Origin of the sequence: Plesiomonas sp., assembly GCF_051652165.1 — a bacterium.
Taxonomy (GTDB): Bacteria; Pseudomonadota; Gammaproteobacteria; order Enterobacterales; family CAMTGL01; genus Plesiomonas.
On the sequence record NZ_JBOFTR010000010.1, the window covers coordinates 13,529 to 36,408 of the forward strand.

A 22,880-nucleotide genomic window follows, 5' to 3' on the forward strand; every position below is an offset into this window, starting at 1 on the left:
ATTGTTGGTCTGTTCTGATACCTGCTTTATCACGACGCTATAATCCTCAATGGCACAAAACCTGTCATCTTAAAAATGCCGCCCAAGCCATACGGTTAACCGACGACGTACACGGCGAACAAACCGAGTGGCAACCCAAGCTCGACTAATACAATATCCATACACTACAAAGGTCAGTAAAAACGCCAGTAACATCACCCACTCAGGCCAACGCATCCACTCACCGAAAATACCAAAACCGGCTAAGAGTGCGGCAACCCCCGTAATCACTAAAAAGGCCTGACCAGAAGAGAAGCCTGCTCGCATCACCATATGGTGAATATGCTGGCGATCGGGTGAAAACGGGCTATGCCCTTTTTTTATCCGGCGATATGTAATGGTAATCATATCCATCAACGGAATCGCAATAACCCACAACGCTGTTACCGGATTAAGCGGGTGATTCTGCCCTTGTGTGCTTTGTAGCAGTAACCACACCACGGTAAAGCCAATCACGGTACTGCCTGCATCCCCCATAAAAACCTTAAATTTACGCCCCCAAGGGATCCCTAAATTCAACAAAATATAGGGTGCTATCGCCGCAATAATCGCAAAGCACCATAGGGCCAAAGACCCTTGGTTATCGAGTAAAAACAAAATCCCCAATGAACCAAAGGTGACACATGATAAGCCACCGAGCAGACCATCAATACCATCGACCATATTAAACGCATTAATAGCAGCCAGTACGGCAAGCAGCGTTAAAACATAGCCTAATGGCCCAAGTGTCAGCTCCCATGAACCTAAAATATTGCCTAAACTGCTTAAATGCAGACCACCAACACTCATCATGATAATGGCGATAGCAGCTTGTACACAGGCTCGGATTTTTACACTGACATCAAAGCGATCATCTAAAATACCAACCACTAATAAAATACCCGCACAAAACAAGTAAAGACCGGGTTGGCGCAAATGCGACCAGTGCTGAATAAAGAAAAAAGCCATACCTGAAAATACCGATATTCCGCCCACCAACGGAATTAACCCATTGTGTAGTTTGCGGTAATTCGGTTTATCTACTAGCCCAATTTTGCGTGCAACTTTGCGCGCAAGAAACAGTGAAGCTAGTGAGAAAAGAAACACAAAAAGAAGATCACTACCCATCATGAGCACGTCACTGCGAAGAAAGTTCACCATCCATAGCCCTTGAATGAGGTGCTCACCTGCACCCTGTAAACTGGTATTAATATATCAAGTCAACCTATAACCGAAACAGACTTGGCTGTGCAAGAGAGCACCCATAATTACATCTATTACTGTTTATGCCTGAGATCCGATACGGCCTATAAATACCTATCTATTACCCGTAATCTTAACGCTATTTTTCAAATGAATAAACGCGTCGCCGATCAGCGACAAATTTGTCGGCTTGAAAAAATAAAAGCGTCGCTAAAGAGCGACGCTTTTGGAGAGATATCCAACAATATATTTAAGAACGTTTCATCATGTCGAAAAATTCATCGTTGGTTTTGGTCATTGCCAATTTATTGATCAAAAATTCCATCGCATCAATTTCACCCATTGGGTGCAATATTTTGCGTAAAATCCACATTTTTTGCAGCTCTTCTGACGATGTCAGCAGCTCTTCGCGGCGTGTACCTGAGCGGTTGTAATCAATCGCAGGGAATACACGTTTTTCAGCAATTTTACGCGCAAGGTGCAGTTCCATGTTACCTGTACCTTTAAACTCTTCGTAGATCACTTCATCCATCTTCGAGCCGGTATCAACCAGCGCAGTGGCGATAATGGTCAGGCTACCGCCCTCTTCTACGTTACGCGCGGCACCAAAGAAACGCTTTGGACGATGCAGAGCGTTGGCATCAACACCACCCGTCAATACTTTACCGGATGCTGGAACAACGGTGTTATACGCACGTGCCAGACGAGTAATCGAGTCAAGCAAGATAACCACATCTTTCTTATGCTCAACCAAACGCTTGGCCTTTTCGATCACCATTTCAGCAACCTGTACGTGGCGAGAAGCCGGCTCATCAAAGGTGGAGGCGACCACTTCACCGTTTACCAGACGCTGCATCTCGGTCACTTCTTCTGGACGCTCGTCAATCAGCAGCACCATCAGCACGCAATCAGGGTGATTTGCCGCAATGCTCTGGGCAATATTTTGCAGCAGCATGGTTTTACCCGCTTTAGGCGGTGCAACAATCAATGCCCGTTGACCACAACCGATCGGTGATGCCAGATCAAGCACGCGCGCGGTGAGATCTTCGGTCGAACCGTTACCGCGTTCCATACGTAAACGGCGATTAGCATGCAGTGGGGTTAAGTTTTCGAATAAAATCTTATTGCGGGAGCTTTCTGGTCGGTCAAAGTTAACTTCGTTAACTTTTAGCAGGGCAAAATAACGCTCACCCTCTTTAGGTGGCCGGATTTTCCCGGCAATGGTATCACCTGTGCGCAAATTAAAACGGCGAATTTGACTCGGTGAAACATAGATATCATCAGGGCCAGCAAGATATGAGCAATCAGCAGAACGGAGGAAACCAAATCCGTCTTGTAATATCTCTAGCACACCATCGCCAAAGATATCCTCGCCACTTTTGGCGTGCTGTTTCAAAATCGCAAAGATAATATCCTGCTTACGCATCCGAGCCATGTTTTCGAGGCCCATAGATTCACCAAGCGCGACAAGCTCAGAGACTGGTGTATTTTTTAGTTCGGTAAGATTCATAACGATGGGTTCTTGATAGTGAACTCGGAGATAAGCCAATCACGGGAATACTGGTTAACACAACAGCCTGTTAGCATAGGCCAGTAATCAGTGATAATAAGAAGAATTAGGTGCGTTTAAGCAGTAACTGTAAACTAACATCAAATCAGAAATGCGTCTAGCAGTTGGTTAAATAAAATGCAAATTCCAACTGCTAGCCACTATTTTAACTGAAATTAACTCAAATGTGTGTATCTAAAAACTCTTTCAGTTGAGTTTTAGAGAGCGCGCCCACTTTTGTCGCTGCCACTGCACCATCTTTGAACAGCAACAGGGTTGGAATACCACGAATGCCATATTTTGGCGCGGTTGCCGCATTTTGATCAATATTTAATTTTGCAACGGTAACACGACCTTGGTACTCAGTGGCAATTTCATCAAGAATTGGTGCAATCATTTTGCACGGACCACACCACTCGGCCCAGAAATCGACTAAGACAGGGCCTGTAGCATTAATGACATCAGTTTCAAAGCTGCTATCGGTCAGTTGAACAATTTTATCGCTCATCTTTACTCCCAAATATTTATTGTTGTGTTGGTGTAACATTGACCAACCGTTGTTATTGACTTTATTTCAATGGATACGCTTTCGTAAAGCAAGAGTTAGCTGATATTCTATCCACTATGAGCAAAACACACTTAACTGAACAGAAATTCGCCGATTTCGGGTTGCATCCGGATGTCCTGCATGCATTAGCACAGCAAGGATTCCAGCACTGCACACCAATACAGGCGCTCGCACTGCCTTATTCTCTGGCAGGGCGTGACATCGCCGGTCAAGCGCAAACAGGTACGGGGAAAACCCTCGCCTTTTTGACCTCGACCTTTCATCATCTACTGACTCACCCTGCCGGTGAGCAACACCAAAAGAACCAGCCACGGGCGCTTATTATGGCACCCACGCGGGAACTGGCGGTGCAGATCCATGCTGATGCCCAACTCTTGGCACAGACTACCGGTTTACGCCTTGGATTAGCTTACGGTGGTGATGGCTACGATAAGCAGCTCAAAACACTGGAAGCGGGTGTCGATATTCTGATTGGTACAACCGGTCGAATTATTGACTACCAAAAGCAGAATATTATCAACATGGGCGCAATTCAGGTAATGGTTCTTGATGAAGCTGATCGGATGTTCGATCTTGGCTTTATCAAAGATATCCGTTATTTGCTACGCCGCATGCCAAAACCAGATCAGCGTCTCAATATGCTGTTCTCCGCAACGCTCTCTTACCGTGTCCGCGAGCTGGCCTTCGAATATATGCATAATGCCGAATATGTCGAAGTAGAACCAGAGCAAAAAACCGGCCATCGGATTAAAGAAGAGCTATTCTACCCTTCAAATGAAGAAAAAATGCGATTATTGCAAACTCTACTGGAAGAAGAGTGGCCTGATCGCAGTATTATTTTCGCTAACACCAAATATCGCTGTGAACAAATCTGGGGGCATTTAGCCGCTGATGGCCACCGAGTCGGATTACTGACCGGTGATGTCGCACAGAAAAAACGGCTGCGCATTTTAGATGACTTCACCAAAGGTAATCTGGATATCCTGGTCGCTACCGATGTGGCTGCCCGTGGTTTGCATATTCCACTGGTCACGCATGTCTTTAACTATGATCTCCCCGATGACTGCGAAGATTATGTGCACCGTATTGGCCGTACCGGCCGTGCTGGTGAGAGTGGCCACTCTATCAGTTTTGCTTGTGAAGAGTATGCACTCAATCTACCCAATATTGAGGCCTATGTTGAGCACAGTATTCCAGTCAGTAAATATGACAGCGAAGCCTTACTAACCGAATTACCTGCGCCGTTCCGTTTACAGCGCCCGCGCCCGACATCAACAACGCGCCAAAATGGTCATCGCCGCCCTGGTGTGCGTAGCCCACGTAAGCGAAATATGGCCGAATAGCAGATGATAAACTCGGTATCCTCTTGCTATGCTGCCATTGATCTTGGCTCAAACAGCTTTCATATGCTGGTTGTGCGTCAGGTTGCTGGAAATATCCAAACCATTGCCCGTATCAAACGCAAAGTGCGTCTGGCTGCGGGCCTGGATAAACAGAACCACCTTTCACAAGATGCTATTGAGCGAGGTTGGCAATGTTTGGCGCTATTTTCCGAGCGTTTACAAGATATTCCTGCAACACATGTACGCATTGTTGCAACAGCAGCACTGCGCAGTGCGAGAAATGCCGCTGATTTTCTAGATACCGCACAGCGCATTTTAGGCCACCCAATTAAGGTGATTAGCGGAGAAGAGGAGGCGCGCCTGATCTATCAAGGTGTCGCCCACACCACCGGAGGGCCAGATCCACGTTTAGTGGTCGATATTGGTGGTGCAAGTACTGAGCTGATTATCGGTAAAGGGGCTCAACCGCAAGCGTTGGTGAGTTTGCATATGGGGTGTGTAACTTGGCTAGAACGCTACTTTGCCGATCGACGTTTGTGTGAACAGAACTTTGCCAAGGCAGAACAAGCCGCACGGGATATTTTGCAGCCGATAGTTACCTCATTTACCTCTCTAGGATGGCAAGTGTGTGTAGGTGCTTCCGGTACAGTGCAGGCACTGCAAGAGATCATGCTGGCACAAGGAATGGATGAGCACATTACACTGGCTAAACTGCGTCAGTTACGTACGCAGGCCATTCAGTGCTACAAGTTAGAAGAGTTGGAAATTGAGGGCTTAACGCTCGATCGGGCGTTGGTTTTCCCAAGTGGTCTATCGATTTTAATCGCTATTTTTGAAACATTGTCGATTAACACTATGACCCTTTCGGGAGGCGCTCTACGTGAGGGATTACTGTATAGCATGCTACACCCGCCAGAGACTCAGGCTCCAAACGATATCCGTGAACGGACTATCGCGGCCTTACAGCATCAGTATCATATTGATACTGCACAAGCTCTACGAGTACGAACAACCGTATGGCAGTTATTTGATCATATTGCCAAAGAGTGGGGGTTGAGCGCCTTGAGCCGCGAGTTGCTTGGTTGGGTTGCTATGGTGCACGAGATAGGGCTGGGTGTTGATTATAAACGCACCCATGAACATGCAGCTTATCTATTTTCTCACTCAGCAACCCCTGGTTTTACACCAGCACAACGTAAGCTGCTTGCCGCACTGCTGTATAATCAGCGTGAACAGCCTGATCTTAGCAAATTAGCAGCACAAAACGCTATTTCGGTATCTGAAGCCTTGAAGCTATGCCGTTTGCTACGCTTGGCTATTATTTTAGCGAGCCGTCGTCGTGATGATACACTGCCACACGTTACACTCTCAGGTGAGGGCGACTGTCTGCAATTGTGTTTACCTGAAGGATGGTTAGCAAACCATCCGCTGCGGGCTGAAGATTTACGGCAAGAAGTAAGATGGTTAGGGAGTCTACACCTTCCTCTGATGCTGGGTTGTCAGACCGAATCACCGTGATGGAAATATGATCTGCATCATCATTTCTGAGGGGCAACGAACCCTATCAATGCTGTATGAGTTGCCACAGTACAAACTGCAAGGGCTCTGTTTAAAGGGGTGCTGGGTAAGTGCAGCATAAAATAAAAGGGGATTAACCAATAGCTCGATAATTGGGTTTTAACGTAAAAAAGCGGCTTATTAGGCCGCTTTTTGTTGTTAACGAATAGAGTAAACGTCAGCTCAGGGTATTAATCGTTGGTGTATTCAATACTGCGGGGCTCAGAGCGATATTTATAGCGCGTCGATTGTGGAAAATACCCCACCTTATCGCACCACTGGCTCATGAAGCCACTGGGCAACTTGCTTGGCAAAGTAGGTTAGGATACCGTCAGCACCCGCACGCTTAAAGCACAGTAATGACTCCATAATACATTCACGCTCTTTGAGCCAACCATTCTGAATAGCGGCCATGTGCATGGCATATTCACCCGAAACCTGATAAGCAAAGGTTGGTACGCCAAATTCATCTTTGACGCGGCGTACCACATCAAGATATGGCATTCCCGGTTTTACCATTACCATATCCGCCCCCTCTTGCAAATCTTGTGCAACTTCCTGCAAGGCTTCATTGCTATTGGCTGGATCCATCTGGTAGTTTTTCTTATCGCCACCTTTGAGATTGCCAGATGATCCGACTGCATCACGGAATGGGCCGTAGTAACATGAGGCATATTTTGCCGAATATGCCATGATCTGGGTATGGATAAAACCATCAGCTTCGAGGGCTGCACGAATTGCACCGATACGGCCATCCATCATATCACTCGGCGCAACCACATCTGCCCCCGCAGCAGCGTGTGAGAGAGCTTGTTGCACTAAGATTTTTGTGGTGATGTCATTTTGCACATAACCTGTGTCATCAATAATGCCATCTTGTCCATGTACGGTGAACGGGTCGAGCGCCACATCAGTGATAACCCCTAACTGTGGATAGGCGGCTTTCAGTGCACGCACCGTACGCTGTACTAGACCTTGCGGGTTATAGGCTTCCTCGGCCAGTAAGCTCTTTTTCTCTTGCCCTACGACGGGAAATAAGGCAATTGCCGGCACGCCTAATGCCACCAGCTCTGCGGCCTCTTGCAACAGTAAATCTATCGATAAACGCTCAATACCCGGCATTGAGGGGATCGCTTCACGGCAGTTTTTCCCTTCGAGTACAAAGACTGGATAGATCAAATCATTGACGCTTAACTGATGCTCTGCCACTAAACGACGGCTAAAGTCATGCTTACGTACACGGCGTAAACGGCGGCCAGGAAATGAGCCGGAAATATTCAATGCCATACGTTGTTCCTCATAAAATCGTATAAAAAAAGCCGTCAAACGACGGCCCTTTTATCTCCGTAAGCAGGGCATTACTGCCTTGTTTCGGTATCATTATCATCACTATTGTGTTGCATAGGGTCGTCAACAGTTTCTCGTACATAAAAACGCGCACAAAAAACACCTAACTCAAACAGCAAACACATTGGAATGGCCAGCAATGTTTGCGAAAACACATCAGGTGGTGTCAGTAACATTGCAATAACAAACACTGCAACCACTATATAAGGCCGTTTTTTACGTAAATCAGCTACATTGGTAACACCGCTCCAGCAGAGTAGGATTATCGCAACGGGGATCTCAAAGGCTAACCCAAACGCTAAAAACAGCCCCATCACAAAATCAAGGTAGCTGTTAATGTCAGTGGCAATGGTGACACCTTGTGGTGCAGTTTGGGTGAAAAAGCCAAAGATCAGTGGAAACACAATGTAGTAGGCAAACAGCATACCAAGATAAAACAGTGCCGAACTTGAGACCAGCAATGGAATAATCAGACGGCGTTCATGTTTGTACAACGCCGGTGCGATAAAGGCCCAGACTTGGTACAAAATCAGCGGCGCGGCAATAAAGACCGAGACAATTAAAGTGAGTTTGATCGGAGCAATAAAGGGGGATGCGACTTCAGTAGCGATCATGCTTGCACCCTGTGGCATTCGCTCAACCAAAGGTGCAGATACCCATGCATAGATATCATTTGAGAACCAAACAAGTGCAGCAAAAATCACTAAAATGCTGATAATGGCACGCAGTAAACGCGTACGCAGCTCAATGAGGTGCGAAATAAGAGGCTGAGTATCATCTACCGACATTATGGTTGCTCCCGTTTGAGGCTCTGCTCTACCGTTGGGGGCTGTACTGTATGTACGGGCTCAACGACTATCGGATCTGCCGGCGTTAACGTAGATATAGGCAAACCTTCAGCAAGATGAACAGGGTGTTGATCATCGGCCTCATGTTCCTCTTCAGCTTGTTCGGCCAGCTCTGCGGGTGAGGTTCCGTTAGGGTGAGCTGATACTACCGATTGAGTATGATCAATCGGTGGTGCATAAGGGCGTTGAACTGAGTCAGCCGCATCTTTAAGCTCACGCAGTGAGGCATCAAGTTCAGGAGAGAGATCTTTTAAATCCATCTTCTCCGCTTTTTTAAGGTTATTCTGCATCTCTTGCAATTTAAGCTCTTGGTTTAGCTCATTTTGCACTGAAGCGGCCATCGCACGGATCGTTTTTACCCAATGTGCCACTGTTCGCACAGCAACAGGTAGTCGTTCAGGCCCTAAGACAACCAAGCCAATAACGGCGATCAGTACCAGTTCCCAGAAACCGATATCAAACACGGGTTATACCTGCTCTTTGTTTTGGCTCTTTTTTGCAGAGTCATCAGTACTGTTATGTTCGGCTTTGCTTTGATCGACAATATTTTGTGTAAAGTCAGCATCACCTAGATCATTTTTTTGCTGTGGTTTTGCTGTGTCGTCACCGAGTGCTTTTTTAAAGTCACGCACCGCACCACCCAGATCGCCACCAATATTGCGCAACTTTTTAGTACCAAACAGCAGTACAACAATGACCGCAATAATAAGTAACTGCCAAATACTGATTCCGCCCATTTTATATCCCTCTAAAAGAAACTATGTGGTCATCATGCCGCAACAAGATGATGTGCATTGCAAGAGCGTGCCATACAAATTAGGTTCAATGTAGTGTTGAATCCCCCTATTTTGCGGCTGACATGACTCTTTTATCAACAAGAAAATACCTTTACTATGGCGTGATTTTTACTGTGTATCGCTATTTTAGCGAGAATATCTATCAATAAATAGTCAGGTTATTGGGTGACAGTGCTGACAACTCTCTATTTATCTTGCGGCCACCACCAACCGACTCCCCAACAAATAATACCCGTAACAAATAAACTCACTGACCATGTTGTCTGTGTACTGACATGCAAAATGACTGATGACAATACGAATGTTGTGCCAACAACCAATAAATAGCGGGTCTGAGTCTCGTTTTTTTGTTTTATCGCCCACTGGTGATGCAGTTTGCGTATCTGTTCACTGAGCTGTTTTTGCTGGCGCAGTGAGTCGTACACGAGATCCGGCAGTTCAGGCAGTTTTTCTGCCCAAAATGGCGCTTTTTGTTTTATTGACTCAAACACGGCTTGTATACCGACTTGCTCGCGCATCCAACGCTCTAAAAAGGGTTTGGCAGTACTCCACAAATCAAGCTGGGGGTAAAGCTGACGGCCAAGGCCTTCAACGTACAGCAGCGTTTTTTGCAGCAGTACCAGTTGTGGCTGTACTTCCATATTAAAACGGCGTGCCGTATTAAACAGGTTCAATAGCACATGGCCAAAAGAGATCTGATCGAGCGGTTTTTCAAAAATGGGTTCGCAAACGGTTCGAATAGCAAACTCAAACTCTTCAATATTGGTGTCTGCCGGAACCCAACCGGAATCCACATGCAATTCAGCCACTTTACGGTAATCACGGTTGAAAAAAGCGATAAAGTTACCGGCCAAATAGCGTTTATCTTCTCGGTTAAGTGAGCCGACAATACCGCAATCAATGCCGATATATTGTGGATCTTCAGGGTGCTGATAGCTGACAAAAATGTTGCCCGGATGCATGTCAGCATGGAAAAAGCTGTCACGAAACACTTGTGTGAAAAAGACTTGTACACCGCGTTCAGCCAGCAACTTCATATTAGTGCCATTGGCATGTAAGGCATTGATATCTGAAACAGGGATACCGTAAATGCGCTCCATAACCAACAAGTTCTCTCGGCAATAATCAGTATATATCTCAGGGATATATAACATATTGCTGTCAGTGAAGTTACGTCGTAATTGAATAGCATTGGCCGCTTCACGCATCAAATTCAGTTCATCAAGCAGCGTTTTTTCATATTCACGCACCACTTCAACCGGCCGTAAGCGACGGCCATCAGGCAATAGGCGCGGTAGCATATGTGCTAACCGATACATCAACCGAATATCTGCGTTAATCATAGGCAAAATATCAGGGCGAATAACCTTTAATACCACCTCTTGCCCATTTGATTTCAAACGTGCGGTATGTACCTGTGCGATAGAAGCTGAAGCCAGTGCTATCGGGTTAAACTCATCAAACAGAGTCTCTAGTGGCACACCCAGCGCGGCATCAATCTGCTGACGAGCCTGTTGCCCATCAAAAGAGGCCACTTGATCTTGCAACAAAGCCAACTGATCGGCAATATGCGGTGGGAAAAGATCGCGGCGGGTTGAAAGCATCTGGCCAAACTTGATCCAAACAGGCCCTAAGCTTTGTAGCGCAAGGCGCAGACGCATACCGAGCGGTTTTTCTGGATGCTGATTGTTGATCCAAAACAGACCTTTACGCACGATACGCAGCGGCAGGGTCAGGCGCATATCAGGTAGCAGTTCATCTAAGCCATAGCTTAAAAATACCTGTGTAATGCGGTATAAACGGCGAAAATCACTCGGCATCATGGCTGTTTTTCCAAGCGGGTTAACCGTTGTTCTATGTTGGCAAGTTGCACGGCTAAAGCATCAACCTGATCAGCAAAATAGGCCACTTCTAACCCGCCAGGTGCAAGCCGCCACTCTTCAGTCAGCACTTGTGCAACATAGTGTTCATTGCGCTGGTGCTGCTGTTGCACTGTTTGTAATGTACCGCGCAGTACACGGCTTACCCCATGCGCCACCAGATCACCCGTATACGGTGCAAGCAGAGCAGCAGGGTCAAAATCGAGTTGTTCAAACAGGGTTTGTACTGGTTGTAATAGTTGAATATCGCCTTCAATATCGAGAGCATGTTCGCGAATTAAACGCGTAATCTGACGGTGATCGCGCAGCGCCGAAAGGGTCAAGAGATCGGTATGAATACGGCAATCGGCTTCCCCTTCCCACGCGGCTAAAATATCAACCCGATCAGAGAATACCAGTACCAAAGGCACGCTAAATTCACGCAATTGCAGCATCAGTACACGCCCTTTGAGCCGCAATAAGGCACTTTTAGCGTCGGGATTTTGGTTAATCAGAGCATTAAACGCCGTCTCCAATACGCCTGTTACCAGTGGAAGTAAGGGCATAGTCATCCTTTACGCTACAACAAAAGTATGTTTAGTCAGTGATATTGATAGTCACAGATTAGAATTTATAACCGCGATGCAAGGCCACAATACCACCGGTTAAGTTGTAGTAGCTCACTTGGTCAAAACCTGCTTGTTCCATCATCTCTTTCAATGCATCTTGTGCCGGATGCATGCGGATAGATTCAGCTAAATAACGGTAGCTTTCGCTGTCATTAGCCACCACTTCACCGACTTTTGGCAAAATATGAAATGAGTAGGTATCGTACACTTTGCCCAGCAGTTCAATGGTCGGTTTTGAGAACTCAAGCACCAGCAAACGGCCGCCCGGTTTTAATACCCGAAACATCGAGCGTAATGCCTGCTCTTTTTCAGTGACATTACGTAAGCCAAAACCAATGGTAATACAATCAAAGTAGTTATCAGGGAAAGGAAGTGCTTCGGCATTAGCCTGTACATAGCTAACATTACCCACCACGCCCAGATCGCGCAATTTTGCACGCCCAACTTTCAGCATCGAGTCATTAATATCAGCCAGTACTACTTCCCCAGTTTCACCCACAAGACGTGAAAACTTTGCTGTGAGATCACCGGTACCACCGGCTAAATCCAGTACGCGCTGCCCACGGCGTACGCCACTGCAATCTATCGTAAAACGCTTCCACAAACGGTGGATACCGAACGACATTAAATCGTTCATCAGATCGTATTTTGCTGCCACGGAGTGAAAAACATCAGCGACCATTCCGGCCTTCTCTTCCTTGGCGACTGTACGGAAACCAAAATGCGTTGTTTCCTGCGGCTGCTCTGCCATGTTTATTGCCTTTGCCTTAATGTATTTATGCCAGTTTACCCCAAGTACCGTTCAGCCTCTATATGTGAAGATTAATCACAATTAATTAAGCATATTGTCACCGCACGGTTTAGCACTGTGGAATACTGATCGAGGTATTTTAAATAAACCTGTACACAAATTAATATCTCTATAAAGCGTATTCAATACAAGCAACAGGCAATAAATTAAAGTGCAGCTTTAATATCAATAACATGATCAATATTACGTAATATAAATCACAATACGCTAAGATTATTCCAACAAGGTAAACGGTTAAACTCAACGATAACTAACACAACGGTAATAATGCCCGACAATTACTCACCGAGTAAATCTTGTGGGTCGATCCCTTCTGCGGCCATCGCACGTAAAATTTGCTCTTTACGCTCTTCACGTTTTTCACTGATAACCACTTGCAACTGGTGAACTAAATCACGCAGCTCTTTGATCTCAACATGCCGCGCGGCAGAGCGAATACGTTCAGGGCTTTGTGTGCACAATTCTTTCAATACCCGACCAAACATCACTTTCTCTGGAGAGTCTTCCAGTTGATTCATGATTTTGGCCATTTCAAATGTAGTAAACGATGACATAGCACTTCTTCTATACAATAAGGTGTAGGAATGGGAAATCGCACAATCTACGAAATAGATTGCAGGATTTATTAGTACGTTGCGTGGCTGTTTTACTGAACAATACACAGAGTATACCCTGTGAATATACTTTTATGCATTCTGACGAAAAAAAGCCCGCTTGAATAGCGGGCAAAGCCTCATTGTGCTCAGTTTTTTATTTATTTATTCAGTAATTATTTCAGTAACGCATTTTCTGCAAAATTTTAGACTCAATAACCAGACTGGTAAGGCAACCACTATCACACTCAATGCCACCGCTAAACGGGCATCCAACCCTATTTGCTGGATAATAAATGCGATCAGCGCCGCACCGCCCATCTGAATACAGCCTAATAACGCAGAAGCCGTACCCGCGCGCTCAGCAAACGGCATCAATGCCAGCGCAGAAGCGGGGCCCAGCATCAGCGCAAAGCCAGTACACAGCAGTGCCATCGGCAACATATAAGCGGGTGCTGATAATGGCAGAACCTGTGCAGAGAACAGCATCACAAAACCGGCGCTGACAAAAACCGTTAGACCCAGCAATACCGCACGGCGCTCACCCAGCTTTAGCACCACTTTTGGCGCTAAAAAGAACGCCACAATATTGATTAAGGCGTTGCCGCTAAACCAAGCACTAAATTGCAGCTCACTTAACTGTAACTGGCCAACCAGCACCATTGAAGCGTAAGTGACATAACTGAGAATACCGGTCATTCCCGCCATACAGATAGCCGCATAGTGCAAAAACGTACGTGACTGCAAAATCGGCTGATAACGCGCCCAATGGTATAAACGGCCGCTGTGTACCGTATTTTGCGGGCGGGTTTCCGGCATAAAACGCCATGCCACCGCCCCCACCAGCACCGCAAACAGCAGCATAAAGGCAAAGCAGGCGCGCCAGCCAAACTGAATCGTCAACACCCCGCCTAGCGCCGGTGCTAATGCGGGAATAATGCACAGCGCACCGTTTAGATAAGAGTACATTTTGGCGCTTTCACGCGCATTAAAGCAGTCGCGCACGGCAGCAAACGCCACAATCGAGGTCGAACATGCCCCAATTCCCTGACCTATCCGCGAAAGTTGCAGCAGCCAGTAGTGATCAGACAACGTACCGAGCAACGCGGCGACTGCATATACACTGATACCGGCCAGCAGTACCGGGCGACGACCAAAACGGTCAGTCAGCGGGCCGATAATAATCTGCCCAACGCCCAAACTGAGTAAAAACAGCCCCAGCGTTGACTGCACTTGCGCCGTACTCATCTGTAAATCTTGCTGCATCAGCGGCATCGCCGGCAGATAAATATCAATCGCCAGCGGGCTAAACATCACCAGCAGCACCAACAAACCAATTAAGTTACGTGGATTCATATTGCACCTTGTGTTTTTTGCGCTACCCTACTCGAGTGCTGATATGAAGTGAAATGGCTTTTTTTCCGATATCATTTTCCTTAATGGAATATCTATGAATCTTGATCGCCTGTCTCGTCTGGATCTTAACTTGCTGGTTTGCCTGCATGTGCTGCTCGAAGAGTCCAGCGTTTCGCGCGCAGCCCAGCGCCTGCACTTGTCACAATCGGCGGTGAGTAAAGCACTCGCTCGCCTACGCGAACAACTTGATGACCCGCTGTTTTTCCGCACCGCGCACGGCTTAACCCCCACTTATCATGCTGAACAACTGGCTCCGGCACTGGGCAATATCCTGCATGAGCTGCACCTATTAACCCGCCCGCCGCAATTTGATCCCGCCAGCAGTGAGCGCCACTTCAATATCGTGATGCTCGAAAGCGCCTATCAAACACTGCTACCGCGCTTCATTAACAGCCTGCTGCAAAGCGCACCGCGCCTGCAACTGCACACCCATTTGTGGAGTGCACTCTCACTACAAGGGCTGGCCGAAGGGCAGTTTGATCTGGCATTCACCATTCGCGAACTGTATCCGAGTACTGATCAGCAACTCAACCAACTGCCGGCTGGTCTCTGCTTTGAAACACTGCTGACCGATGAGCACGTTTGTCTGCTGCGCGCGCAGCATCCGGTGCTACAACAACCGTGGGATCTGACACAATATCTGGCCATGCAACATGTGCAGGCCCGCTGTGAAGGGCGAGAGTGGTGGTCACTTGATTATCTGCTGGCCAGCCGCGGCTTGCAGCGCAACATGCCCATCAGCGTTCCCGATTTTTTTGGCGCAGTCGCCATCTGTTGTCATACTGATCTGATTTTTACCGTGCCGCGCTGTTTTGCCGACCACGTTACCGCGCACTATCCGCTGACCACCTTGCCACTGCCGCTACAGCCACCGACCGTCGCCTACCAAATGCTCTGGCATGAACGGCATGAACAAGATCCCGCACACCGCTGGCTGCGAACTTTTCTATCAAACCGGCTGACCTTACCAGCCACCGCTGTCACGGCATAGCCACCAAGCCACAAAAACCAATACTTATTAAGGGATACAAAACAAAAGCAAAAGCAAAAGCAAAAGCAAAAGCAAAAGCAAAAGCAAAAGCAAAAGCAAAAGCAAAAGCAAAAGCAAAAGCAAAAGCAAAAGCAAAAGCAAAAGCAAAAAGAAGCCTATATCAGGGATATAAGCGGTATAAGCGGTATAAGCGGTATAAGCGATATAAGCGATATAAGCGATATAAGCGATATAAGCGATATAAGCGATATAAGCGATATAAGCGATATAAGCGATATAAGCAGGATGAAAACCTATCTTGCTGAATATGAGGTTAAATATCTCCTTTAAATTAGGGGGGAAGCACAACCGCACATCCCCCCAGAAGCAACACCACAGGCCGCAACCGTGACTTATCAGAGTAAATGCTCGCCGTCTTTCCATACTGGCTGATAACCGCGCGCTAAAATAGCCGCGGCCACCTCTGCGGTCGTGCGATTATCATCAATACTAAACTGCTCTAAACGTGCATCTTGCTCAGCATAGCCACCCGGTTGGGTTGATGACTCGGCACTCATCGCCGTGATCCCAAGCGGAAATACCTGATCACGAAAGCGTGCCGATTCACGGGTCGACAGACTCAACTCAACCTGATCATTAAACAAACGATAGGCACAAATAAGCTGCACCAGCTCACGCTCACTCATACCTGACTGTTGAGCCCCTTTGCCAGCACAAGGGCGCAGGCGTGGAAAAGAGATCGAGTAACGGCTACGCCAATACACCTGCTCTAGCAAGGTTAAATGCTGCGCCACAAAAAAGGCATCAGTACGCCAGTCAGACAAGCCAAACAGCGCACCAAGGCCTATTTTATTGATCCCTGCCCGACCGAGCCGGTCAGGTGTCTCCAAACGCCAGTGAAAGTCTTTTTTCTTCCCTCGCAGATGGTGCTGGGCATAGCTGACCGGATGATAGGTCTCCTGATACACCAGCACGGCATCCAACCCGTGTTCGGCCAGCTCACGGTACTGAGCCTCATCCAGCGGCTGTACCTCCATCGATAAATGGGCAAAGTTAGGACGCAACAGATCAAGTGCCTGCACAAAATAGGGCATCCCCACCTTGGTCTCCGCCTCTCCGGAAACCAGCAGCAAATGCTGATAACCGCGGCTGCGGATAGCCTGCCCCTCACGCGCAATTTGTGCCGGATTAAGTGCCATTCTGCGGATTGGTAAATTCATCGAAAATCCGCAATAACTGCACTCATTAGCACACAAATTCGAGAGATAAAGGGGAATGTACAATTGCACCGCCCGCCCAAATCGTTGCACTGTTTTTTGCTGCGCCCGCTGCGCCATCTGCTCAAGATAGGGCGCAGCAGCCGGTGATATCAGTGCCTGAAAATCATCTAAATCAAGCTGAGATCGCGTCAGCGCGCGTTCAACATCAGCAGCGGTTTTGCTGTAAAGACGCAGACGAATATCATCCCAATTCAAGGCTCTTAGCCTATCAGCTACTGGGGTTAATGATGTAAAAGACTCTCTCATAGCAAAAATCCGGTCAGCGGGCTGCTGGCCTGCGCCTGCTGTGATGCCCCCGCAAGACCGGCCAGATACCCCAACCTTCCGGCCTGTACCGCCAGCGCAAACGCACGCGCCATCGCCACGGGATCACGCGCTGCCGCAATCGCGGTATTGACCAGCACCGCATCGGCACCTAGCTCCATCGCCTGCGCAGCATGGGCCGGAGAGCCGATACCAGCATCGACCACCACCGGCACACGCGCCTGCTCGATGATAATCTGCAAAAACTCCGCTGTTTTTAGCCCCTGATTACTGCCAATCGGCGCACCCAGTGGCATCACTGCCGCACACCCCACCTCCTCCAAACGCTTGCACAGCACCGGATCAGCATGGCAATAGGGCAACACGGTAAAACCCTCAGCAACCAGCACTTCGGCCGCTTTGAGTGTTTCAATCGGATCAGGCAATAAATACTTAGGGTCAGGATGGATCTCTAATTTCAGCCAGTGTGTTCCCAGCGCCTCTCGCGCCAAATGAGCGGCCAAAATAGCCTCGCGCGCATCCCGCGCACCTGAGGTATTGGGCAGCCAGTGCAATGCAGGGAGTGTATGCAGCGCGCGTAAAATCGGCTCATCGGGCTGCTGTAAATCCACCCGTTTTAACGCCATTGTCACCAGCTCTGATCCCGATGCAGCCAGTGCTTGCTGCATCACCGTCGCCGAGGCAAACTTGCCGCTGCCGGTCAGTAGCCGTGATGTAAACAGCCGATCGGCAATACGCAGCGGATCATTCGCTTTATCCTTCTGATATTTCATTCTCTCAACCTCCGGCAATGGCTTGAAAAAGCATGACATCATCGCAATCATGCAATGGCGTGCTGCCCCAACAGCTGCGTGGCACAATCTGGCCGTTCAATGCTAATGCACACCCTTGCGGATTGACGGCACACTGCTGCAACAGTGCACTGATACTCAGCCCAGCGGTCACCTGCATGGGCTGCTCATTGACGCGAACAGATATTGGTGTGATCGACAACACCGGTTCAACCGCTACCTCACCGTGCATTTCCCTATCCTGATAGATGCTCATATTGCTGTTGCTCCACACACCACACAGGCCGGATCTGCGGCAGGATAAAGCACCTGCCACTGCCCCTGCCAAGCGTTAATTTTCACCAATTGCGGCCGTAAGTTCAGTGTGCCAGCAGCCTTCTCCGCCAGCATAATCCGCAGCGCCTCAAGCGCCTGCCAATGGCCCAACATAGCGGGTAATGGGCCGATAACACCCTGCGTCTGGCAATTTTGAGGGCTATTTCCCGTATCAGGGAAAAGGCAGTGGTAACAGCCTTGCTGCGGTAAAAAGCTCATCAACAGCCCTTGCCAGCCAATGGCTGCCGCACTCACCAACGGCTTTGCCGCCTGAACACAGGCGGCATTCACCGCCTGACGTGTCTGTACGTTATCACTGCAATCGAGCACCAGATCAGCCAACGGAACTTCCAGCGCCAGGATCTCTGCAGTAACCCGCCGTGAAATCGGGCGGATCAGCGCATCTGGCACAAGCTGATGCAAAAAAGTTGCTGCAACGGTCGCTTTATCACGCCCGACATCGGCATCACGGTACAGCAATTGGCGCGGTAAATTTGAGTCATCAACCTGATCATCATCAGCCAAGACCAACTGCCCCACGCCAGCAGACAACAGGGCTTGCGCTGCACTGCACCCCAGCCCGCCAACCCCAATTTGCAATACGCGCAACTGTGCCAGCCGCTGCTGTCCGGCTTCCCCCACCTCAGGCAACATGATCTGGCGGCTAAAACGGATAAACTGCTTATCGGTTAACATTGGCAACCTCCGGCTTTTGTACCGCATCCCGCTCTGGCTGTAATGTTGCGCATAGCCGCTGCCAGCAGGCCACAGTCATCGGCAGATCAGACGCTTGCGTGACTGCCCGCACCACGGCCACACTGCCAACGCCGGTCGCCAGCACCTCTGCAGCATTGCCCAGATCTATTCCACCAATAGCAACCGTTGGATAGTCATACACCAGTTGCTGATAAGTGGCTAAACGCGCCACCCCTTGCGGCAATGAAGGCATCTGTTTGGTGGTGGTAGGAAAAATATGCCCCAGCGCAATGTAACTTGGCTGCCAGTGGGCTGCGCACAACAACTCATAGTAGCCGTGCGTTGATATCCCTAAATGCAAACCAGCCTGTGCAATAGCCACAAGATCAGCGTGCAACAGATCCTCTTGCCCCAGATGAACACCGTATGCACCAGCAGCAATGGCCAGTTGCCAGTGATCATTGATAAACAACCGAGCCCGATACTGACGGCCCAATGCCACCGCTTCGGTAATGGTATTTTCAAGGGATAGAGCCGGTTGCTTGATCCGCAACTGCAATGTAGTCACACCCAGTGCCAACAGTTGCCGCAGCAAGGGCACACTATCCACAACCGGATAAAACCCCAGCGCGGCCGTTTCATTGGGTAAAAAACAGCGAGCAAACATAGGGATAGAAGCTTCTGATGTTGCCGGAATATCGGTAGACAAACGGTCGGTTAAAAAACCATAATCCACACGCGGAAAGTCAGCACGATCACACGGCCAAGAATACTGCTGCGTATTGGCAAACGCACCAGCCAGCACCAGAGCATCTAATCCATCAAAACCAAGCTGTGGCATCACCGATAAAGCAGCCAGCAACCAATGCTCACTGCTCTCATGTGGCCGCCAGACAGAAACCATTTGGCCATTAGGCAGAAAACCGCGGTCAACCCAGCCCCCCGCTACCGGCTGATTTAACAACTCCCGCGAGGCTGAATCTTCTCGCTGCAACGCATGTGCAGACCACATCGCCACATCAAATTCGGTCGTCACCAATCCACGCTGCATCGCCTGTTGCCAGATCCCGCGCGCGATAACTTCACGGCTTTGCATTATACCGGCTCCGAATTAGCAGGCGCTTGCGGCGTAATATCGGATATTGCAGTGTGATACAATTCACTGCCAGAGGCCCGAAATTGGGCAGACATTTGCTGCATGCCCTGCTCGGCATCTTCCTCAACAATCAGAGTTTCTTGCGGCTTTTTCAGCGCATTTACCTGCAAGTTTTCTGCATATTCGCGTACATCTTGTGATATTTTCATCGAACAAAATTTAGGTCCACACATCGAACAAAAGTGTGCAACCTTGCCAGACTCCTGTGGCAAACTCTCATCATGAAATGCCCGCGCAGTTACCGGATCGAGTGACAAATTAAACTGATCTTCCCAACGAAATTCAAAGCGCGCTTTTGACAACGCATTATCACGTAACTGCGCGCCTGGGTGCCCTTTTGCCAAATCAGCCGCATGTGCTGCCAACTTGTAGGTAATCAGCCCCGTTTTCACATCCTCTTTATTCGGTAATCCTAAATGCTCTTTCGGTGTGACATAGCAGAGCATCGCACAGCCATACCAGCCAATCATCGCCGCCCCAATGCCTGACGTGATATGGTCATAACCGGGGGCAATATCAGTGGTTAACGGGCCTAAGGTATAAAACGGTGCTTCATCACAATGTTTTAGCTGCTCTTCCATATTCGCTTTAATCAGCTGCATCGGTACATGTCCTGGCCCTTCAATCATGACCTGTACATCATGCTGCCACGCAATTTTGGTCAACTCACCGAGCGTTCGCAGCTCGGCAAATTGCGCCTCATCGTTTGCATCATGAATTGAGCCGGGGCGCAAACCATCACCCAATGAAAGAGACACATCGTACGCCTGACAGATCTGGCAAATCTCGGTAAAATGCTGATATAAAAAGTTTTCTTTATGGTGGGATAAACACCACTTCGCCATAATTGAACCGCCACGTGAGACAATACCGGTCAGCCGCTTGGCCGTCATCGGTACATACCTCAGCAACACACCGGCATGAATCGTAAAATAATCGACCCCCTGCTCGGCCTGCTCAATCAACGTATCGCGCATAACCTCCCAACTCAGATTCTCCGCTATCCCGTTGACCTTTTCTAAGGCCTGATAAAGCGGAACAGTGCCAATCGGTACTGGGCTATTACGTAAAATCCACTCACGCGTTTCATGGATATAGCGCCCCGTTGACAGATCCATCACCGTATCAGCGCCCCAGCGGGTTGCCCACACCAACTTCTCCACCTCCTCCTCAACCGAAGAGCTGACCGAAGAGTTACCAATATTAGCGTTCACCTTCACCAGAAAATTTCGCCCAATAATCATGGGTTCAGCTTCAGGGTGGTTAATATTGGCGGGAATAATTGCCCGCCCAGCAGCCACTTCCTGACGAACAAACTCAGGCGTGATCTGTACCGGAAACGGCTGGCCATCATGAACGCCAGCATGCTGATGTGCCAAATGCGGATCGGCATTATCCGCACGAACCATATTTTCGCGCAGAGCGATATACTCCATTTCAGGCGTAATAATTCCCCGACGCGCATAATGCAACTGCGTTACGCAGCGGTCAGATTTTGCCTTACGTACCGCCGGCAATACTGGAAAACGCAAAGCAAAGTAGTGCGGATCATCTAGCCGCTCACGGGTAAATACAGAGCTCACCTCAGGCAATACTTCGGTATCTGCACGCTCATCAATCCATGCTGTACGTAAACAAGGTAAGCCAGATTGAATCTGAATATCCGCATGCTGATCACTGTAATTACCTGATGAGTCATACACCCTAACTGGCTGATTATCCTGATAAATAGGCGAGACCTTACTGCCACCCACCAAACTTGGTACCAGTGTAATCTCACGCATACCAACACGAATATCGGGGCGTGAACCTTGTAAATACACTTTATGGGAGTTGGGATAAGGATAAGCTTGTAGCGTATCAAGAAAGGTCTTTGCCGCAGCCCGACTTGCCTGACGAGTAGGCGCTTGCTGCGCTTGACCAGAAGATTCGGCAGAAGAGACGATCACCACAGTACGTGATGAATCAAGAGATGATGTAGAAGACATAGCATTCCTTATTAATCCGTAGATAAGAGATGCTTGTCGAGAGTAGAGCGGTAAACCTCAGTAAGTCTTAACCATTACGGCAACCACCAGATATCAGCAATAACCGATATCCTGTAGTGGTAGCCAAAGATACTCTTGTGTAATTAATAATAATTAACTTTAAAATCAGTATGATAAACAAAATACACTCTAGATTGATGCCGTCAGCCTACACGGGTAACTCACCAGAGCATTATCATACACAACAAGATTCAACATATTCTGAGTTGTTTTCCAACCCTTGTTCCCTTCGCAGGTATTAACCTGATCAGGTTCAACGGATCCCGCGTTACAACAGCGGTCTCAGCCAAATGGCACTCCGACAAGAGCCTTGAGTATAACAAGCTTCAGTATGGAAACAAGCGCCGCCTTTGTGCAGCATAGAAGATCACTACAGCACTCTCCTGTTACCCACGCGGTGGCCATAAAAAAAGCCTAGCATTGCTGCTAGGCTTTTTTTATGAAATTTTTATCGGGTCTGATTTGATAAAGATAACTAGACCACGTTTTGGCAGGGGCGGAGAGACTCGAACTCCCAACATTCGGTTTTGGAGACCGACGCTCTACCAATTGAACTACGCCCCTATGAAAAAAATTATATAAACAATCTGTACGCTATTCAATCTACCAATTGGGCAAATTACAGACGAAAAAAAGCCCAGCAATTAAGCTGGGCTTATTCCAATCAGTGGCGGTGTGGACGGGACTCGAACCCGCGACCCCCGGCGTGACAGGCCGGTATTCTAACCAACTGAACTACCACACCACCGATTCTGTTGCTCACCCGCTTGCGCAGATGACTAAATTTGATGCCTGGCAGTT

Annotated in this window: 22 protein-coding genes, 2 tRNA genes and 1 riboswitch; of the genes, 3 read left to right on the top strand and 21 right to left on the bottom strand. The window is 48.3% G+C overall.

What is annotated here, in order from left to right; translation table 11 throughout:
- Positions 1–69: 69 nt before the first annotated feature.
- The 3 genes from wecA to trxA all read right to left on the bottom strand — a co-directional run bounded on the left by wecA (position 70) and on the right by trxA (position 3,278).
- The gene (gene wecA / locus ACRC53_RS07735; protein ID WP_438642908.1) at positions 70–1,179 is read right to left on the bottom strand and encodes a UDP-N-acetylglucosamine--undecaprenyl-phosphate N-acetylglucosaminephosphotransferase; all 1,110 of its coding nucleotides are present in this window, start codon (positions 1,177–1,179) and stop codon (positions 70–72) included.
- Positions 1,180–1,471: 292 nt separating this feature from the next.
- A complete protein-coding gene (gene rho, locus ACRC53_RS07740) occupies positions 1,472–2,731 on the bottom strand; it encodes a transcription termination factor Rho (protein WP_438633236.1) in 1,260 nt (419 codons plus the stop codon).
- Positions 2,732–2,951: 220 nt separating this feature from the next.
- Positions 2,952–3,278, bottom strand: a complete 327-nt coding sequence (trxA, locus tag ACRC53_RS07745; RefSeq protein WP_438642909.1) for a thioredoxin TrxA — start codon at positions 3,276–3,278, stop codon at positions 2,952–2,954.
- Between the two features lie 116 nt (positions 3,279–3,394).
- On the opposite strand from trxA, the gene rhlB reads away from it, so the two are divergent.
- On the top strand, positions 3,395–4,681 hold the full coding sequence (gene rhlB, locus ACRC53_RS07750; RefSeq protein ID WP_438642910.1) for an ATP-dependent RNA helicase RhlB: 1,287 nt from the start codon (positions 3,395–3,397) through the stop codon (positions 4,679–4,681).
- Between the two features lie 3 nt (positions 4,682–4,684).
- Entirely contained in the window at positions 4,685–6,199 is a 1,515-nt protein-coding gene (gene ppx, locus ACRC53_RS07755) for an exopolyphosphatase (RefSeq protein ID WP_438642911.1), read from the top strand.
- A 306-nt stretch (positions 6,200–6,505) separates the two neighbouring features.
- Here ppx and hemB read toward each other — a convergent pair whose 3' ends face one another.
- The 9 genes from hemB to ACRC53_RS07800 all read right to left on the bottom strand — a co-directional run bounded on the left by hemB (position 6,506) and on the right by ACRC53_RS07800 (position 14,478).
- Positions 6,506–7,525 carry a porphobilinogen synthase gene (gene hemB, locus ACRC53_RS07760; RefSeq protein ID WP_438642912.1) on the bottom strand — a complete coding sequence of 340 codons (1,020 nt, stop codon included), beginning with the start codon at positions 7,523–7,525 and terminating at the stop codon, positions 6,506–6,508.
- Between the two features lie 71 nt (positions 7,526–7,596).
- Positions 7,597–8,373 (bottom strand): Sec-independent protein translocase subunit TatC, encoded by a 777-nt coding sequence (tatC, locus tag ACRC53_RS07765; protein ID WP_438642913.1) that lies wholly within the window; start codon positions 8,371–8,373, stop codon positions 7,597–7,599.
- The gene (gene tatB / locus ACRC53_RS07770; protein ID WP_438642914.1) at positions 8,373–8,897 is read right to left on the bottom strand and encodes a Sec-independent protein translocase protein TatB; all 525 of its coding nucleotides are present in this window, start codon (positions 8,895–8,897) and stop codon (positions 8,373–8,375) included. Before tatB ends, tatC begins: the two co-directional genes overlap by 1 nt.
- Before the next feature lie 3 nt (positions 8,898–8,900).
- Entirely contained in the window at positions 8,901–9,170 is a 270-nt protein-coding gene (tatA, locus tag ACRC53_RS07775) for a twin-arginine translocase TatA/TatE family subunit (protein WP_438642915.1), read from the bottom strand.
- Between the two features lie 245 nt (positions 9,171–9,415).
- Complete coding sequence (ubiB, locus tag ACRC53_RS07780; protein ID WP_438642916.1) at positions 9,416–11,053, bottom strand: ubiquinone biosynthesis regulatory protein kinase UbiB; 1,638 nt, start codon at positions 11,051–11,053, stop codon at positions 9,416–9,418.
- Positions 11,050–11,655, bottom strand: a complete 606-nt coding sequence (locus tag ACRC53_RS07785) for a ubiquinone biosynthesis accessory factor UbiJ (protein ID WP_438642917.1) — start codon at positions 11,653–11,655, stop codon at positions 11,050–11,052. Before ACRC53_RS07785 ends, ubiB begins: the two co-directional genes overlap by 4 nt.
- A gap of 58 nt (positions 11,656–11,713) precedes the next feature.
- Positions 11,714–12,469 (bottom strand): bifunctional demethylmenaquinone methyltransferase/2-methoxy-6-polyprenyl-1,4-benzoquinol methylase UbiE, encoded by a 756-nt coding sequence (gene ubiE / locus ACRC53_RS07790; RefSeq protein ID WP_438642918.1) that lies wholly within the window; start codon positions 12,467–12,469, stop codon positions 11,714–11,716.
- Positions 12,470–12,807: 338 nt separating this feature from the next.
- On the bottom strand, positions 12,808–13,083 hold the full coding sequence (gene tsrA / locus ACRC53_RS07795; RefSeq protein WP_438623217.1) for an H-NS-like global regulator TsrA: 276 nt from the start codon (positions 13,081–13,083) through the stop codon (positions 12,808–12,810).
- Between the two features lie 204 nt (positions 13,084–13,287).
- The gene (locus tag ACRC53_RS07800) at positions 13,288–14,478 is read right to left on the bottom strand and encodes a multidrug effflux MFS transporter (RefSeq protein WP_438642919.1); all 1,191 of its coding nucleotides are present in this window, start codon (positions 14,476–14,478) and stop codon (positions 13,288–13,290) included.
- Positions 14,479–14,572: 94 nt separating this feature from the next.
- Here ACRC53_RS07800 and ACRC53_RS07805 point away from each other — a divergent pair, with 94 nt between their 5' ends.
- Positions 14,573–15,529: a LysR family transcriptional regulator gene (locus ACRC53_RS07805; protein ID WP_438623219.1), complete on the top strand. Its 957-nt coding sequence runs from the start codon at positions 14,573–14,575 to the stop codon at positions 15,527–15,529.
- A gap of 27 nt (positions 15,530–15,556) precedes the next feature.
- Here the strand turns inward: ACRC53_RS07805 and ACRC53_RS07810 are convergent, their stop codons facing one another.
- The 9 genes from ACRC53_RS07810 to ACRC53_RS07850 all read right to left on the bottom strand — a co-directional run bounded on the left by ACRC53_RS07810 (position 15,557) and on the right by ACRC53_RS07850 (position 22,824).
- The gene (locus ACRC53_RS07810; protein WP_438642920.1) at positions 15,557–15,877 is read right to left on the bottom strand and encodes a hypothetical protein; all 321 of its coding nucleotides are present in this window, start codon (positions 15,875–15,877) and stop codon (positions 15,557–15,559) included.
- 47 nt (positions 15,878–15,924) lie between these two features.
- Positions 15,925–17,055, bottom strand: a complete 1,131-nt coding sequence (thiH, locus tag ACRC53_RS07815; protein WP_438642921.1) for a 2-iminoacetate synthase ThiH — start codon at positions 17,053–17,055, stop codon at positions 15,925–15,927.
- The gene (locus tag ACRC53_RS07820) at positions 17,052–17,846 is read right to left on the bottom strand and encodes a thiazole synthase (protein ID WP_438642922.1); all 795 of its coding nucleotides are present in this window, start codon (positions 17,844–17,846) and stop codon (positions 17,052–17,054) included. Before ACRC53_RS07820 ends, thiH begins: the two co-directional genes overlap by 4 nt.
- Before the next feature lie 4 nt (positions 17,847–17,850).
- Entirely contained in the window at positions 17,851–18,120 is a 270-nt protein-coding gene (gene thiS / locus ACRC53_RS07825) for a sulfur carrier protein ThiS (protein WP_438642923.1), read from the bottom strand.
- Positions 18,117–18,875 (bottom strand): HesA/MoeB/ThiF family protein, encoded by a 759-nt coding sequence (locus ACRC53_RS07830; protein ID WP_438642924.1) that lies wholly within the window; start codon positions 18,873–18,875, stop codon positions 18,117–18,119. The genes thiS and ACRC53_RS07830 overlap by 4 nt, the downstream gene beginning before the upstream one ends.
- Positions 18,862–19,542: a thiamine phosphate synthase gene (gene thiE, locus ACRC53_RS07835; protein WP_438642927.1), complete on the bottom strand. Its 681-nt coding sequence runs from the start codon at positions 19,540–19,542 to the stop codon at positions 18,862–18,864. The genes ACRC53_RS07830 and thiE overlap by 14 nt, the downstream gene beginning before the upstream one ends.
- Positions 19,543–19,970: 428 nt before the next feature.
- The gene (thiC, locus tag ACRC53_RS07840) at positions 19,971–22,019 is read right to left on the bottom strand and encodes a phosphomethylpyrimidine synthase ThiC (RefSeq protein ID WP_438642925.1); all 2,049 of its coding nucleotides are present in this window, start codon (positions 22,017–22,019) and stop codon (positions 19,971–19,973) included.
- A 267-nt stretch (positions 22,020–22,286) separates the two neighbouring features.
- Positions 22,287–22,390: riboswitch (TPP riboswitch) on the bottom strand.
- Between the two features lie 177 nt (positions 22,391–22,567).
- Positions 22,568–22,643: transfer RNA gene (locus tag ACRC53_RS07845), tRNA-Trp, on the bottom strand.
- Between the two features lie 104 nt (positions 22,644–22,747).
- A tRNA-Asp gene (locus ACRC53_RS07850) sits at positions 22,748–22,824 on the bottom strand.
- Positions 22,825–22,880 lie beyond the last annotated feature (56 nt).